This window comes from Williamsia sp. (assembly GCF_036566845.1).
GTDB lineage: Bacteria > Actinomycetota > Actinomycetes > Mycobacteriales > Mycobacteriaceae > Williamsia.
Map to the genome: position 1 here is coordinate 23,615 of NZ_DATCVM010000020.1, position 15,640 is coordinate 39,254.

Genomic DNA, 15,640 nt, shown 5'->3' on the forward strand with positions numbered 1-15,640 from the left:
CATCCCGACCGCATACGGCGATCGCTACCACGCCACCACTGCTGCACCGAGCAGGGTGCGAGTGCCGTCGGCGAGCACCGCCGTCAGGTCCAGGTTGGCGCGTTGTTCACCGTCCACCGTGACGATCTTCGTGATCTGCGCGCTGAGCACCGACTCTGCGAGGACCGGCGTGATCGCGGTGAACCTGGCGGACAATTCCAGGATGCGGCTCTGCGGAATCCAATCCGTAAGTAGGCGACCGAGGTAGGCGAACGACAGCATTCCATGGGCGAAGACGTCGTCGAAGCCGGCGGCTCGCGCGGAGTCGATGTCGATGTGGATCGGGTTGTGATCGCCGGACGCACCAGCGAACAATGCGAGGGTGGTTCGCGAGATCGCTCCAGGACGCAGGTCGGGCACGGTCTCGCTGACGGCAGGCAGGGTTGTGGTCACGATGTACTCCCGGGATTCTTGATGACGCTGACACTCTCGAGTTCGGCCACGACGGCGCCGTCACGGGTAACCGTGGTCCGACGCACCAGGAAGTCAAGTGCGCCTGACGCTTTGGTGTACGCGTCAACGTAGGCGGTGGTGAATTGCAGACGATCGCCGGCGTGGACGTCGGAGAAATAGCGGAACCGCTGCTCCCCGTGCAGGACGTTGCCGAGGTCGACGCCATGGGCGGCCAAGTCCCCGAAGACGTCGGAGTGCTCGAGCTCGAGGCCGAAAAGGAAAGTTGGCGGCGCGAGTACGTCGGAGTGACCCGCCGCGACTGCGGCCTTCTTGTTGCGGTAGATCGGATTCTCCTCACCGATCGCGACCGCGAACTGGCGGATCCGGCTGCGCTCGACGTCGAGGTCGAGGATCGGTGGGGTGATGTCGAGGATTGCGCGATCGAGAGCCATCAGCCCACCTTCTCGTAGAGGGAGACAACGCAGGCGCCGCCGAGACCGAGGTTGTGTTGCAACGCGATTCGCGCTCCCTCAACCTGCCGGTTGCCAGCCTGCCCACGCAGTTGCCACACCAGTTCCGCGCACTGTGCGAGACCCGTCGCACCGAGGGGGTGTCCCTTGGACAGCAGTCCACCGGACGGGTTGGTCACGACTCGGCCGCCGTAGGTGTTGTCGCCGTCGAGAACGAATTTCTCCGCCGTCCCTACCGGGGTGAGTCCGAGACCCTCGTAGGTGATCACTTCGTTGGTACTGAAGCAGTCGTGCAACTCGACGACCGGAATGTCGAGTGGGTCGACACCGGACTGCTCGTAGACCTCCGCGGCTGCCTTGGCGGTCATGTCGTACCCGACGACCTTCATCATGTCGGTGGTGTCGAAGGTGTCGGCGACGTCGGTGACCAGCGACTGGGCTCGCAGCCGAATGCTCGAGTCGAGACCGTGACGGCGGGCGAACTCCTCACTACACACGATCGCAGCGGCGGCGCCGTTGGTCGGGGGGCAGCACATCAGCCGAGTCAGGGGACCCCACACGTGCGGGGCGGACATGACCGAGTCGAGTTCAATCGGATCCCGGAAGACCGCGAGCGGGTTGCGCCCGGCGTGAGTCCTCGCCTTGACCGAGACCCGACCGAACAGCTCTGCCGTGGCGCCGTAGCGCTCCATGTACGTGACACCCGCACCACCGAACAGCTTGGCTGCCATCGGGGCGGCGACGTCGCCACCCGGTTGTGCGGTGGCAATTTCTTCGCCGCGCAAGGTGGGGCTCGGCCTGTCGCCGTAGGCGTTGACGAGTGCGCCGGGTTGCATCTGTTCGAAGCCGAGTGCGAGAACGCAGTCCGCGGCTCCCGATGCGACCGTCTGGCGCGCGAGCCACAGCGCGGTCGACCCGGTCGAGCAGTTGTTGTTGACGTTCACCACAGGGATGCCGGTCATCCCGATGTCGTAGAGCGCGTTCTGTCCGGACGTGGAGTCTCCGTAGACGTATCCGACGAAAGCTTGCTGGACGTCACGGTATTCGAGTCCCGCGTCCTGCAGGGCGGCGGCAACGGCCGCAGCACCCATTCGATCGTAGGTTTCGCTCTTCCCGGGTTTTGCGAACGGCACCATTCCGATGCCGCTGATGCAGACGTTAGTCATTAGGCCTGTCCTTTGCTCGATGCGGTCCCGTTGGGACCAAACCTGGCTCGACTATACATATTCGCTACTAACATTTGTTGAAACATTGCTGCGAAAACTCGCTATTGACGGAACTTATGACTGAAGTTAGCATTCACCCCAGTGACTCGGGTCACAATCATACGTTCGCCTGATTCGACGCCGGGATCTCCGGCATCGACGCCGCGATTGTCTGATCACGCATTCGACGCGAAACCAAGGAGGCAGCACGTGAGCGTGCAGAAACTGCAGGACAAGATCGCACTGGTCTCGGGGTCCGGCCGCGGCATCGGCCGCGCGGTCGCCCTGAAGTTGGCATCCGAGGGTGCCCGGGTCGTCGTGAACGATCTCGATCCCGAACCGGCCAAGGAGGTCGTCGCCGAGATCGAAGCCCTCGGCGGCCAGGCCATCGCGTGCGTCGGCAGCGTCACCGACGAGGAGTTCGCCGACCGTTTCGTCGCGACCGCGGTCGACAACTTCGGTGGCATCGACATCATCGTCAACAACGCCGGCTACACCTGGGACAACGTCGTCCAGAAGATGACCGATCAGCAGTGGGCGGACATCATCGACGTCCACCTCACTGCACCGTTCCGCATTCTGCGGGCCGCGCAGCCGGTAATCAGCGCCGCGGTCAAACGCGAGCGTGAGGCCGGGTTCGTGCCCTGCCGCAAGGTCGTCAACATCTCCTCCACCTCCGGCCTGCAGGGCAATCCCGGTCAGGCGAACTACTCGTCGGCCAAGGCCGGCATGGTCGGCCTTACCAAGACGATCGCGAAAGAGTGGGGTCGTTACAACGTCACCGTCAACGCTGTGGCCTACGGCGTCATCAATACCCGCCTGACCTCGGTGACCACCGAGGCGAAGACGATCAACGTCGACGGCCGCGAAATCAAGGTCGGCGTCAACCCGGCAGTCATGGATGCCGCGACCAATCAGATCGCGCTCGGTCGCGCCGGATCGGTCGACGAGGCCGCCGGTGCCGTCTATCTTCTCTGCAGCCCCGAGTCGAGCTACATCACCGGAGAGATTCTGGTGTGCGGCGGCGGACTATGACCGGCGCTCGTACCTCCCGAGGCTGTGCCGCAGCCGTTTTCGAGGACGTCAGCTACGAACTCGCCGACGGCATTGCTGTGATCACCCTCGACGCCCCCGAGCGCCGCAACGCCATGCGAGTGCCGATGCTCGTCAGCGTTCTTCGGGCACTCGAACTCGCCGATCGAGATCCACACGTGCGTGCGGTGATCGTCACCGGCGCCGGTGAGGCGTTCTCCCTGGGCGCCGCACTCGACGGCCCGGAAACATTGAGCCGGGCGTTGATCGAGGACATCGACGGGCACACTCCCACTGGCTATCGTGAGCCTGCGGGCCGCATCAGCGAGCGACTGTTCGCGATGCAGAAACCTGTAATCGCGGCGATCAACGGGCACGCGGTCGGCGGCGGAGCGACCATCGCGTCCGCAATGGATATCCGAATCGCCAGCGAGAAGGCGCGATTCGGGTTCGTGTTCAACCGTCGCGGTGTGGTGCCAGAAGGCGCCTCCTCGTGGTTCCTGCCGCGCTTGGTCGGAGTCGGGCGTGCCACCGACTGGATCCTGTCCGGTCGTGTCTTCGACGCCGCAGAGGCTCACGCGGCGGGATTCCTCACCCAGGTGGTGCCCGCCGACGAGGTAATGCCCGCCGCGCGCCGGTACGCCGAACAATTCGTGCACGAGACCTCGCCGACGTCGGTGGCACTCGCCAAGCGACTTCTCGCCTCCTCCTGGGGGCATGGCCATCCCGCCGCGGCGGCTGCCGACGAGTCACGGGTGTACGCCTCCCGAGTCGACTCGGAGGACGCACGTGAAGGTGTGCTGTCCTTCCTCGAGCACCGGCCTGCGGTATTTCCCCCGCTCGATCCCGATCCCGCCGAAAGATTCTGACTTACAGCACATTCGACGATCCATCAAGGAGAATGATGATGAGCGATCCGTTCACCGCATGCAAGTACGGCGTAGACGCCGAGAGCACGCACGACTTCACCGGAATCGAAAACTTCAACGAGAGCGTCTATTTCAACTTCGTCGACCCTGTGACTCAACTCGGCGGCCTGGTCCGGATCGGCAACCGCCCGAACCTCGGATACAGCGAGACGTCGGTCCAACTCACACTCCCGGGCGGTGCGATCGCCTTTCGCGCCGGCCGGACACCGAACGAGGCCAACGACAGCTTCGCCGGTCAAGGTCTCGAGATCGTGATCAAGGAACCAACGCGCACTGCAGAGATCAACTACCGCAACACCGTTGCCCGCGTCGTCAACCCGACTCTGATGGCCGAGAACGGCCGGATCGCGCTGAAGAACGCCCCGTCCGAGGAGTGCGAAATCTCCCTCACCTACGAGGCCACCTCGCCGATGTTCGTCATCAACGACGACGGCGACGGCGACTGCACACCGGGCAGTTCCGTGATCGCCAGCGATCACTACGAACAGTTCGGTCACCTGTCCGGCACAATCCGGGTCGGGAGCCGCACCTGGGTACTGAACAAGGTCACCTCGTTCCGCGACCACTCCTGGGGGCCGCGTGAATGGGCGTCCTACACGGGAGAATGGGTTGCCGGTTGGCTCGCGGACGGCACGGCTTTCAGCGCCTACGGCGAGTACGAGCCATCCGGAATTCGCGTCTCCGCAGGTGCGGTCGTCACGACGGACAACGTCGTGCACCCCATCACCGACTACCGCCTTTACACCGACTACAACGGTGAATCCACGTACAGCGGGCGCCATGTCGGCGTCATCACCGCCAAGGACCTGCCGACGATCGTCGTCGACGGCAGTATCCGGCATTTCGTCCCGGTCACCCAACGTACCCAGGATCGCGCGGTCCGCATGGGTCAGATGACGGTCGACCTGGCCGGCGGCCACGGCGGCTGGGCGGTGGCAGAGTTCCTCCGCCCGATCCGCGTGTAACTCCGAGCTGTCATTCCCCGCCCCGCCGACCGAGCATCTCCGAGGAGAACCGTATGTACCCCGGGCGTCATGCCACCGAACACCCCGACCGGCCCGCACTCGTCATGGTCCCAAGCGGAACGATCGTGACCTACGCCGAACTCGATGCGCGGGCCAACCGCCTCGCGGCACTGCTGCGGTCCGATGGCCTCGTCCCGGGCGATCACATCGCGCTGTTCATGGAGAACCACGTGGAGATGATCGTCGCGATGTCGGCAGCTGAGCGGTCCGGGTTGTTCTACACCCCGGTCAACTCGTTCCTGTCGGCCGCAGAAGCCGCATACATCATCGACGACTCCCAGTCGCAGTTGGTGATCACCACGGCGACAAAGGCCGAGGTGGCCCGGGAACTTCCCGGGTTGTGTCCGCGTGTTCGTCGGTGGCTCATGGTCGACGCCCCGCCCGGTTCGACTGCCCTGACCGAACCGTTCGAGTCGTTCGCGGTCGCTGTCGCGGCCTACGACGCGGCGCCTGGGGAGAACGAACGTCTCGGAACGCCGATGTTCTACTCGTCCGGCACCACCGGACGTCCCAAGGCGATCAAACGCGCTGTGCCCGAAAGTCATCCGGGAGAGATCCTCGCGATCGAGGACTTCGGCCGCAAACTGTTCCATCTGCGGGAGGGCATGCGATTCCTCTCCCCTGCCCCGCTGTACCACTCGGGACCACAGTCGACGGTCGCGATCGCCCTGAGGCTCGGTGCGACGGTGGTCGTGATGGAACGCTTCGACGCCGAGCAGTACCTCGACATGATCGAAAAGCACCGCATCACCCACTCCATGGTGGTGCCGACGATGTTCTCCCGAATGCTCAAACTGCCCGCCGAAAAGCGTAACCAGGACCTGTCGTCACTCGAGGTCGTGGTGCACGGCGCCGCCCCGTGTCCGGTGGCGGTGAAGGAGGCCATGCTCGACTGGTGGGGGCCGGTGATCTACGAGTACTACGGCGGCACCGAGGCCAATGGAATGTGTGGCGCTACACCCGAAGAGTGGCTCGCGCACAAGGGAACCGTCGGCCGCCCCTTCATGGGTGAGCCGGTGATCCTCGACGACGACGGCAACGAGTGTCCTCCCGGCGTCGCCGGAACCATCTGGTTCCGCGGCGAGGGAAGCGGTTTCGAGTACTTCAACGATCCCGGAAAGACCACAGAAGCCAAGGACGACACCGGCACGATGTCGAAGATCGGCGACATCGGATACCTGGACGAGGACGGATTCCTCTACCTCACCGACCGCCAGGCCTTCGTGATCATCTCGGGCGGCGTGAACATCTACCCGCAGGAGATCGAGAATCTCCTCGTCACGCATCCGAAGGTGATGGACGCTGCTGTCTTCGGTGTCCCCGACGAGGATTTCGGGGAAGCTGTCAAGGCCGTGATCCAGGCGGTCGACCCCACAGATGTCGGGCCGGACCTGGCTACCGAACTGGGCGAGTTCTGCCGGGAGAGCCTTGCAAAGTTCAAGTGCCCCAAGTCGTTCGACTTCATCGAACACATGCCGCGACTGCCCACGGGCAAGCTCTACAAGAAGTCGCTGCGCGATACCTATTGGGCCGCGGCGGACAGCGCGGCCACCCAAGTCTCGGTCTGATCGCGGAAGTCACGCGTGAATTGCGCAACCATCACCAGAACAGGACCCGAAATGCCTCATGACGTGTACGTGTACGACGCCTTCCGCACCCCTCGAGGTCGCGGCCGTGGCGGAGCCCTGCACGGAGTCAAGCCGATCTCGCTCGTCGTCGGCCTGATCCATGCGCTCCAGGAGCGCAACCCGAGTCTCGATCCCAAGCGAGTCGACGATCTGATTCTCGGCGTCGTGAGCCCGTTGCGTGATCAAGGCGCGGACATCGCACGCATCGCCGCCGTCGCCGCGGGTTTACCCGAAACCGTGGCAGGCGTCCAGATGAACCGGTTCTGCGCGTCGGGCCTCGAAGCCGTGAACACCGCCTCGCAGAAGGTGGCGTCAGGCTGGGAGTCACTGGTGCTCGCAGGCGGTGTCGAAAGTATGTCGCGCGTATCGATGGGCTCTGACGGCGGCGCGTGGGCGAACGACCCCGAGACCAACCTCACTACCGGATTCGTCCCGCAGGGTATCGGCGCCGACTTGATTGCCACGATCGAGGGTTTCACCCGCGAGGACGTCGACGCATTTGCGGCCGAGTCGCAGCGCCGCGCGTCGACCGCCTGGGACGAGGGCCGGTTCGCCCGCTCGATAGTTCCGGTGCTCGACCGCAACGGACAGACGATCCTCGACCACGACGAGCACATTCGTCGCGGCACCACCGTCGAATCGCTCGGCACGATCAAGCCCGCGTTCGCGACGCTGGGTGCGCAAGGCGGATTCGACGCGGTCGCGCTGCAGAAGTACCACTGGATCGAGAAGATCGATCACGTTCACACCGGCGGCAACTCGTCAGGCATCGTCGACGGTGCGGCACTCGTGGCTGTCGGCAACGAGAAGGTCGGTACCGACCTGGGCCTGACGCCGCGCGCCCGCGTCGTCGCCGGCGCAGTAAGCGGATCCGATCCGACCATCATGCTGACCGGCCCGGCACCCGCGTGCCGCAAGGCGCTCGAGACTGCGGGCCTGAGCGTCGACGACATCGACCTGTTCGAGATCAACGAGGCATTCTCGTCGGTGGCGCTACGTTTCATGAAAGACCTCGACCTCCCCCACGAGAAGGTGAACGTCAACGGCGGAGCGATCGCGTTGGGACACCCGCTCGGCGCGACCGGCGCAATGCTCGTCTCCACAGTGATCGACGAACTCGAACGTCGGGGTCAGCGCCGCGCCATGATCACCCTGTGCGTGGGCGGCGGCATGGGCATCGCCACGATCATCGAACGGGTGTGAGCGGCAATGACGGATCTTTCCCACCGCCCGACATCCCACCCGGAGAAGAGTGACAGCACGATGAGCGAAGCTACCCCCGCGCGTACCACTGAGACCATTGCGTGGACCCAGGACGAATCAGGTTTCGTCACACTGACATTCGACGATCCGACCCAATCGGTGAACACGATGACCGCGGCCTGGTCCGCGTCCCTGTCCGCCGCGCTCGACCGGCTCGCCGACCTCGGTCCGACATTGACTGGCGTCATCCTCACTTCCGGGAAGAAGACCTTCTTCGCTGGCGGCGACCTCGGAGATTTACTGGCGACCACCCCCGGGCAGGCGGGTGAGCTCACCGCGTTCGCCGATAGCGCCAAGGCGATGCTGCGTCGCCTCGAGACCCTCGGTGTGCCGGTAGTCGCTGCCCTGTCCGGCAGCGCCCTCGGCGGCGGTCTCGAGATCGCGCTCGCGTGTCATCACCGCATCGCCGTCGATTCTCCGAGCATCCGTATCGGGCTGCCCGAGGTCACGCTCGGACTGCTGCCCGGCGGCGGTGGCATCGTACGCACCGTGCGCCTACTCGGCCTCGATGCAGCCCTCGACAAAGTACTCCTCCCCGGCACCGCACACGGCGTCCAGGACGCCCTGGCGCTCGGCCTGATCGACAGCGTCGTTCCGAACTCCGACTATCTTATTCCCGCTGCCCGCGAATGGATTTCGTCGAACACCGAAGCCAAACAGCCGTGGGACCGCGGCGAATCGATCCCCGGCGGCACCGCCTACACCCCGACCGTCGAGGCGATGCTGCCGGCTCGCAACTCGGCACTGCGCGCTCGGCACAAGGGTGCACCGATGCCCGCTCCGGCCGCCATCCTCAGCGCCGCTGTCGAGAGCACACAGGTCGACTTCGACACCGCGTCCGCGATCGAAACCCGGTACTTCGTTGACCTCGCGACCGGCCCGATCTCCAAGAACATCATCTCGGGAACCTTCTTCGACCGGAGGACCGTCAAGTCAGGTGCGAGCCGCCCGAAGGGCTTCCCCACCTACGAGGCGAGCTTCGCCGCCGTCCTCGGAGCGGGCATGATGGGCGCCGGTGTCGCATTGTCGTGCGCACTCGTCGGAATCCGAGTCGCGCTCAAGGACGTCGACGTCGTCGCAGCCGAACGGGGCAAGGACTATGCCCGCAAAGTGCTCAGCAAGCAGGTCGACTCCGGCAAGCGCACCCGCGAGAGCGCGGATGCGGTCCTGCGTCTCATCACCCCTACCGCGTCGGTGTCCGACCTGGCCGGTGCGGACCTGGTAATCGAAGCCGTCTTCGAAGACCCCGCCCTCAAGAAGAAGGTCTTCGCCGAGGTGCTCGACGTAGTGTCACCCGAGGCGTTGCTCGCCTCGAACACCTCGACCCTGCCCATCACCGACCTCGCGAGCGAGGTGCCCCGGCCAGACGAGTTCATCGGACTGCACTTCTTCTCGCCGGTCGACCGGATGGAACTGATCGAGATCATCGTCGGCGACAAAACCAGCGATGCCACGCTGGCCAAGGCATTCGACATCGCCCTGCAGATGCGAAAGACTCCGATCGTCGTCGGCGACGGGCGCGGATTCTTCACCAGCCGCGTCATCCTGCAGCGACTCGTCGAAGCCGCCGCCATGGTCGGAGAGGGCATCGCGCCGCAGTCGATCGAACAAGCGTCGTTGCAGGCCGGTTACCCTGTGGGCACCCTCGCGCTGCTCGACGAGTTGACGCTGACGCTGCCCTTGAAGATCCGTGGCCAGTTCCGCGAGGTCGCACAGCAACAGGGAGCCGAACTCGCCGATCACCCGGGCGACGGGGTGCTGACCGCGATGATCGACGAACTGGGTCGTTCCAGCCGCGCCGTCGGCGCCGGATTCTACGAGTACTTCGACGGCAAGCGCGGAGCGTTGTGGTCGGGTTTGCAGAAGCGCTTTCCCGTCTCCGACGCTCCGGCAGACCTGAACGACTTGCGTGATCGCCTGCTATTCGCCGAAGTACTCGAGACGGTGCGCTGCCACGACGACGGCATCCTGCGCTCCACCGCGGACGCGAATGTCGGATCGATCCTCGGCATCGGCTTCCCGACGTGGACCGGTGGAACCAGCCAGTTCATCGCCGGATACCCCGGCGGCACTGCTGCGTTCGTCGCTCGCGCACACGAACTCGCCGACGCGTACGGTCCGCGGTTCACCCCGCCGGCCTCGCTGCTGGAGGGCTGATCGGTGCACAGGACCATCTACACCGCCGAGCACGAGACGTTCCGGTCGGCGTTTCGCGCGTTGCTCGACCGCGAGGCGGTGCCCAATGTCGACAAGTGGGAGCATGCCGGAACCGTGGACCGCGACTTCATCACCGCGGCAGCCGAATCCGGATTCCTCGGGTTCGAATTCGATGCCGAGTACGGCGGCCTGGGTATCTCGGACTTTCGCTACAACGCCGTGATGACCGAAGAGGTCGTACGCTCCGGCATGGCCGGTGACACGTTCAGCATGCAGAACGACATCATCGTTCCGTATCTACGCGACCTCGCGACCGACGAGCAGAAGCAGCGCTGGCTACCGAAGTTCACTCGCGGTGAGTGCGTCACCTCGCTGGGCATGACCGAACCCGGCGCAGGCTCCGACCTTGCGTCGATCCGGACGAGCGCGGTGCGCGAGGACGGCGACCTGATTATCAACGGCACCAAGACATTCATCACGAGCGGTGCCACCTGCGACATGGCAATCGTGCTGGTGCGGACCGGGGAACGCGACGGCCGTGGCACGTCGCTTGTCGTCGTCGAACATGGCACCCCCGGCTTCGAACGTGGAAAACCGATGCACAAGATCGGCCGCAAGGCCCAGGACACTGCCGAGTTGGTGTTCACCGACTGCCGAGTCCCGCTGTCCAACATCCTCGGAGAACCAGGGCGCGGATTCGGGTCGGCCATCGCGAACCTGCCTCGAGAGCGCCTGTCGATTGCGGTGTCCGGCGTAGCGTCTGCGGCTCACGCGCTTGGCCTGGCACTCGACCACGTCCGGTCCCGCGTCGCGTTCGGCGCCCCGCTCGCCGACCTGCAGTCAGTGCGCATGTCTATCGCCGAGATGCACACCGACATTCAGGTTCTCGAGCACTACGTCGACGGTTGCGTCGCCGCGCTCGGTCGCGGCGAGTTGACCGCCGACGACGCTGCGGGCGCCAAATACAAGGCAACCGAACTGCAGTGGGAGGTCGTAGATCGGTGCCTTCAGCTGTTCGGTGGCTATGGCTACATGGAGGAATACCCGATCGCACGGATCTGGCGCGATGCGCGCATCCAGCGTATCTACGGAGGAGCGAACGAAGTGATGAAGGATCTTGTCGGCCGAGCGGTCGTAGCCCAGTGAGCGCCGCATCAGGAACCCGGCCACTCGCCGGTCGCACTGCCATCGTCACCGGAGGGTCGCGGGGAGTCGGACGGGCGGTCGCACTACGGCTGGCACGAGACGGCGCCGCGGTCGCCGTGAACTATCGCCGTGACGGAGCAGCAGCTGAAGAGGTCGTCGACTTGATCGTTGCCGCCGGAGGATACGCGCGGGCATATCAGGCGTCGATCGACGACGAGAACGCCGTCGCGGACATGGTTGCAGCGATTCACTCCGATTTGGGGACGGTGGATCTCGTTGTCAGTAACGCCGGCTCCGCCAGCCGCGGACACGACGTCGCCTCCACACCTCGAGCCGACTACGTGCAACAGCTGCAGGTGCACACTTTGGGTCCGATCGGACTGCTCCAGCAGGTACTTCCGGACATGCGCAAAGCCGCCGCCGGCGCCGTGGGGCGCGGCGACATCGTCATGATCTCGAGCAACACGACATCGTCGGCGCCACCGAATTCGGCGCCCTACACCATGGCCAAGGCTGCGATGGAAACGTGTATACGCACCATCGCGAGGGAGGAACGTTCCTACGGCATCCATGCGAACATCGTCGCGCCCGGGCTCATCGCCACCGAGATGGGCAAGCGGCTGGTCTCGGCGTCACAGGGTGCTGACATCAGTGATCTGGACGCCGATTCTCCGTTCGGCCGGGTATGCCGGCCCGAGGATGTTGCCGGCACCGTGGCGTTCCTGGTGTCACCGGATTCCGGATACGTCACAGGACAGCGGCTCGTCGTCGACGGCGGCGGCCCCAATCCGACCATTTTCTAAAAGGACCGACCCGAGTGAGGCTCCAGTGACATCCGTAGCGGAAACAACCAACGGCGCACCCGAGCGCAGCGATTTCTTCGACGAGTTGACCGCGGCTCTCGACACCGCGCTGTCTGCCGACGGCTCCTTGCACCTGACCGACGTCGACCAGCGTGGTGAGGGAAACTCGTGGGAGACCTACCTGGTCACCGCGAAGTGGACCGAATCCGAGCGCACGAACACCGCGACATACGCAGTCAAGCGCCAACCGGTCAGCGGCATCACCGGCGACTACGACGTAGACCGGGAGGTGCAACTGCTCACAGCTGCAGAGCGGATCGGGATGCGTGTGCCTGCCGTGATCACCCACCGCGGTGCGATGGCCGGTGAGCGCGGGTTCTTCGTCATGGAGAAGGTGCCCGGAATCATCCCGATGCCGAACACGGTGTCGCGCTTGATCCCCGACACCATGACACGCGCGAACCTCGGCCGCGAGGTCGCGCGTGAAATGGCGCGACTGCACACCGCGGATCCGGCCGAGTTGGGCCTCGACGTCCTCGGTCCGATCCCGGATGGCGCTGTCACCGGACGAATCGAGAACGACACCTGGTCACGGATGTACCGCGAGGTAGCCGACATCCCGATTCCGGTGTTGGACCTGGCCTGCGCATGGCTCGACCACCGGAGCGACGCAGTATCCGGCCGAGTCGCATTGGTCCACAACGATTTCCGAATCGGGAATTTGGTTGTGCAAGACGGCGCCATATCGGGGGTGCTCGACTGGGAGACCGCACACTTCTCCGACCCCACCGCCGACATCGCGTGGTTCGCCCAGCGCACCTCGCGCGGGCGCTCACCGTTGCTGTGCAAGCTGATCGAACTCGCACCGTTCCTCGACGAGTACGAATCCGCAGGCGGATCGCGACCGAGCGCCGAAGCCCTCACCTGGTGGTCGGTGCAATCGCTCGTCAAGACCGCAGTGGGCTGCCTTCAGGCGGTGGACATCTACAAGCGCGGCGACCGTGACGAACTGCGTTACTCGAACATGGCGCACAGCGTCTACTACAGCGTGGGGTGGCTGGGAAAAATGCTGCGCGACGGCGAATGGGGATACTGACATGACCGTCTACTCGACCGATCTGAACCAACTGATCACCACTATCAGGAACACCCTCGTCCATAAGGTGGTACCTGGAGTCACCGACGACGACGCCCGACGCGAACTCGCCTCGGTACTCGAACAACTCGACAACCTCGCCGAACGAGTCGGGTGGGATCACGGTCGCCTCGCGGATGCCTGCACGCGCAGCGACGAACTCGCGGCGCGAATCGGATTTCCCAACGGCCCCGACACGGCAGTAGATGTCGATCGACTACGGGCACGTCGGCGCGAAATCGCGACTGCTCTGCGCGGCGTGTACTCCGGCAGCGATCCGGCACGCATGGTCGAAGCGGTAACCGAGTTCACCGATGCAGATGTGACAGAACAGATTTCGACCATACTGCGCGCAGGGCTGGCAGACTGACAACGAGAGGTGTCCCGCGATGCGTGTTCACGAACTGCTCGACCACTGGGCAGAGCGTCGACCTGACGAGGCATACGTCAGTGATGATCATCGGAGCCTGACCTGGGAGGAGATGCGCCTGTGGACTCACCGGATCGGCAACTGGCTGGCAGCTACCCTGCAACCCGGCGAACGGTTCGCAGTACTCGACCGCAATTCCCTGGAGATGATTGCGCTCTATTTCGGCGCCTCGCGGGCCGGTGTGGTGCCGGTCCCGCTGAACTTCCGGTTGGCGCCGCCCGAGTGGAAATACATCGCGATGGATGCCGGATGCACACTGGCTGTCGTCCATGAAGACTACTCGGCCGCTCTCACTTCGGCCCTACCCGATATCGCGGTGTCGGTCCTCCGTGAGGATGCCCCAGCACTGCTCCGGTTCAGCCGGGAGATACTCGCGTTGGCGGACGACGAAGTCGATCGGGACATCTCACCGGACGCGGTCTACCACCAGATGTACACCAGCGGAACCACGGGAAAACCGAAGGGCGCGATGGTCACCCATCGTTCGGCGTGTATGAACGCACTCCAGATTCAGATGGCCCTCGGCTCGACGGACAAGGCCACACTCTGCGTGATGCCCCTCTTCCATGCCGGCGCTGCGCTCCAAGTTCTCGCATACACCTCGGGTGGGTGCTCGATTCACATCGTCCGCGACTTCGACCAAGCCGGTGTGCTTCAGCGAATGGCCGACCATCAGATCACGCTTCTCACCCTCGCACCGGCGATGATCCAAGCGATGATCGCCGATCCCCTCGCCTCCCAGCTTGACCTGAGCGCACTTGACACCGTGGTCTACGGATCAGCGCCAATGGCAGTGACGGTTCTAGAACGGGCAATCGAGGTCTTCAGCTGTGACTTCATTCAGGCCTATGGCATGACCGAGTCCTGCGCCGTGGCAACGATTCTCACTCCCGCAGACCACATTCTCGCATTGCGCTCACGGCCGAAAATCCTAACCTCGGCGGGTCGGCCGGTGCTGGGGACCGCGATTCGTGTCGTGGATCGAAACGGTCAGGCGCTTGCCATCGGCGAGGTCGGCGAGATCCTCGTCCGCGGCCCACAACTGATGAGCGGCTACTGGAACCTCGAGGAGGCCACCAGGGAGGCGCTTGCCGGCGGGTGGTTACGCACCGGCGACGCGGGCCACATCGACGAGAATGGCTATCTGTACATCTCGGACCGTGTAAAGGACATGATCATCTCCGGCGGTGAGAACATCTACCCTCGCGAGGTTGAGGACGTCCTCTTCGCGATGGACGAAATCGTGGACGCCGCAGTCATCGCCGTGCCCAGCGAGAAGTGGGGCGAAAGCCCGATCGCGATCGTCGTCACCGCTACAGGAACAACCCTGGCCGAACAGGACGTGCTCGACCATTGCCGAGAGCATCTAGCCAAGTTCAAATGCCCGGTCTCGATCGTCTTCGTCGACGAACTACCTCGCAGCGCCATCGGCAAGGTACTCAAACGTGAACTGCGCGAACCCTACTGGCAGAAAACAAGCCGCAGCATCAACTGAGCCGATCCGATGCTCAAGCCTTACCCCACTTTGAATGCTCCTTCAGAATCAGAGGGCAGATATGGGTTCGCGTTTAACGAGCCGATGTGCCCCGAGTTTCGTGGAGTCAGATCTGACCGCACCCGCTTCACCTCAGAGTGAATTTGTTCTCCGGTTCACTACCGTGGCATACCGGCCAAACGCCGAGATCGCGAGCACACTCATGGTTCGTTTCACTCTCAGATCAATCAGAATCGATTGGAGCGCAACCAGCCACAGGCACTGGCTCGCAGCAATGGAACTACTCCAGAGTGGTGTGATCAAGAACCCCAAGCAGGCGTGACTACCAATCAGAAATGTAGCCCAAGCCACTGGGTTGGACGCAATGCCTGCCAGAGCTCCGGAGATCATCCGACGCGGGTGATGCCGTCGTCGATACTGACCGTTGATGATCTGTGGCATGGACCAAACACATCCGACATCTGAGACACCCTATGAATTCTCCGGGGGC

At 64.1% G+C, this 15,640-nt stretch carries 14 protein-coding genes; 11 read left to right on the top strand and 3 right to left on the bottom strand.

All coding sequences use genetic code 11. The features are described from left to right. Positions 1-24: 24 nt before the first annotated feature. Genes VIQ49_RS01090 through VIQ49_RS01100 form a run of 3 tightly spaced genes read right to left on the bottom strand, consistent with a single transcriptional unit; the run spans position 25 to position 2,068 of the window. Positions 25-432, bottom strand: coding sequence for a MaoC/PaaZ C-terminal domain-containing protein (locus VIQ49_RS01090; RefSeq protein WP_331879996.1), 408 nt, complete (start codon positions 430-432; stop codon positions 25-27). Then, a complete protein-coding gene (locus VIQ49_RS01095; RefSeq protein WP_331879998.1) occupies positions 429-884 on the bottom strand; it encodes a MaoC family dehydratase N-terminal domain-containing protein in 456 nt (151 codons plus the stop codon). The genes VIQ49_RS01090 and VIQ49_RS01095 overlap by 4 nt, the downstream gene beginning before the upstream one ends. Beyond that, the gene (locus VIQ49_RS01100) at positions 884-2,068 is read right to left on the bottom strand and encodes a lipid-transfer protein (protein ID WP_331880000.1); all 1,185 of its coding nucleotides are present in this window, start codon (positions 2,066-2,068) and stop codon (positions 884-886) included. The genes VIQ49_RS01095 and VIQ49_RS01100 overlap by 1 nt, the downstream gene beginning before the upstream one ends. A 249-nt stretch (positions 2,069-2,317) precedes the next feature. Between VIQ49_RS01100 and VIQ49_RS01105 the strand changes: the two genes are divergently transcribed. Genes VIQ49_RS01105 through VIQ49_RS01155 form a run of 11 tightly spaced genes read left to right on the top strand, consistent with a single transcriptional unit; the run spans position 2,318 to position 15,150 of the window. After that, positions 2,318-3,142: an SDR family NAD(P)-dependent oxidoreductase gene (locus tag VIQ49_RS01105; protein ID WP_331880001.1), complete on the top strand. Its 825-nt coding sequence runs from the start codon at positions 2,318-2,320 to the stop codon at positions 3,140-3,142. Next, entirely contained in the window at positions 3,139-4,008 is an 870-nt protein-coding gene (locus tag VIQ49_RS01110; protein WP_331880003.1) for an enoyl-CoA hydratase-related protein, read from the top strand. Before VIQ49_RS01105 ends, VIQ49_RS01110 begins: the two co-directional genes overlap by 4 nt. 38 nt (positions 4,009-4,046) lie before the next feature. Continuing rightward, entirely contained in the window at positions 4,047-5,033 is a 987-nt protein-coding gene (locus tag VIQ49_RS01115; protein WP_331880005.1) for a DUF7065 domain-containing protein, read from the top strand. Positions 5,034-5,086: 53 nt separating this feature from the next. Continuing rightward, positions 5,087-6,661, top strand: a complete 1,575-nt coding sequence (locus VIQ49_RS01120) for an AMP-binding protein (RefSeq protein ID WP_331880006.1) — start codon at positions 5,087-5,089, stop codon at positions 6,659-6,661. A 51-nt stretch (positions 6,662-6,712) separates the two neighbouring features. Then, a complete protein-coding gene (locus VIQ49_RS01125; protein ID WP_331880007.1) occupies positions 6,713-7,924 on the top strand; it encodes an acetyl-CoA C-acetyltransferase in 1,212 nt (403 codons plus the stop codon). Positions 7,925-7,984: 60 nt separating this feature from the next. Beyond that, positions 7,985-10,141, top strand: a complete 2,157-nt coding sequence (locus VIQ49_RS01130; RefSeq protein WP_331880009.1) for a 3-hydroxyacyl-CoA dehydrogenase NAD-binding domain-containing protein — start codon at positions 7,985-7,987, stop codon at positions 10,139-10,141. Between the two features lie 3 nt (positions 10,142-10,144). Continuing rightward, the gene (locus VIQ49_RS01135; protein ID WP_331880011.1) at positions 10,145-11,287 is read left to right on the top strand and encodes an acyl-CoA dehydrogenase family protein; all 1,143 of its coding nucleotides are present in this window, start codon (positions 10,145-10,147) and stop codon (positions 11,285-11,287) included. Next, positions 11,284-12,090, top strand: a complete 807-nt coding sequence (locus VIQ49_RS01140; RefSeq protein ID WP_331880012.1) for an SDR family NAD(P)-dependent oxidoreductase — start codon at positions 11,284-11,286, stop codon at positions 12,088-12,090. The genes VIQ49_RS01135 and VIQ49_RS01140 overlap by 4 nt, the downstream gene beginning before the upstream one ends. Before the next feature lie 25 nt (positions 12,091-12,115). Beyond that, on the top strand, positions 12,116-13,186 hold the full coding sequence (locus VIQ49_RS01145; RefSeq protein ID WP_331880013.1) for a phosphotransferase family protein: 1,071 nt from the start codon (positions 12,116-12,118) through the stop codon (positions 13,184-13,186). A 1-nt stretch (position 13,187) separates the two neighbouring features. Continuing rightward, positions 13,188-13,595, top strand: coding sequence for a hypothetical protein (locus VIQ49_RS01150; RefSeq protein ID WP_331880014.1), 408 nt, complete (start codon positions 13,188-13,190; stop codon positions 13,593-13,595). Positions 13,596-13,614: 19 nt separating this feature from the next. Continuing rightward, complete coding sequence (locus tag VIQ49_RS01155) at positions 13,615-15,150, top strand: long-chain-fatty-acid--CoA ligase (protein ID WP_331880015.1); 1,536 nt, start codon at positions 13,615-13,617, stop codon at positions 15,148-15,150. The last annotated feature ends 490 nt before the right edge of the window (positions 15,151-15,640 follow it).

What these genes read in the sequence shown, in the direction of transcription:
- VIQ49_RS01095 (WP_331879998.1), bottom strand. Translation starts at nt 884, where the DNA reads ATGGCTCTCGATCGCGCAATCCTCGACATCACCCCACCGATCCTCGAC.
- VIQ49_RS01100 (WP_331880000.1), bottom strand. Translation starts at nt 2,068, where the DNA reads ATGACTAACGTCTGCATCAGCGGCATCGGAATGGTGCCGTTCGCAAAA.
- VIQ49_RS01110 (WP_331880003.1), top strand. Translation starts at nt 3,139, where the DNA reads ATGACCGGCGCTCGTACCTCCCGAGGCTGTGCCGCAGCCGTTTTCGAG.
- VIQ49_RS01115 (WP_331880005.1), top strand. Translation starts at nt 4,047, where the DNA reads ATGAGCGATCCGTTCACCGCATGCAAGTACGGCGTAGACGCCGAGAGC.
- VIQ49_RS01120 (WP_331880006.1), top strand. Translation starts at nt 5,087, where the DNA reads ATGTACCCCGGGCGTCATGCCACCGAACACCCCGACCGGCCCGCACTC.
- VIQ49_RS01125 (WP_331880007.1), top strand. Translation starts at nt 6,713, where the DNA reads ATGCCTCATGACGTGTACGTGTACGACGCCTTCCGCACCCCTCGAGGT.
- VIQ49_RS01130 (WP_331880009.1), top strand. Translation starts at nt 7,985, where the DNA reads ATGAGCGAAGCTACCCCCGCGCGTACCACTGAGACCATTGCGTGGACC.
- VIQ49_RS01150 (WP_331880014.1), top strand. Translation starts at nt 13,188, where the DNA reads ATGACCGTCTACTCGACCGATCTGAACCAACTGATCACCACTATCAGG.
- VIQ49_RS01155 (WP_331880015.1), top strand. Translation starts at nt 13,615, where the DNA reads ATGCGTGTTCACGAACTGCTCGACCACTGGGCAGAGCGTCGACCTGAC.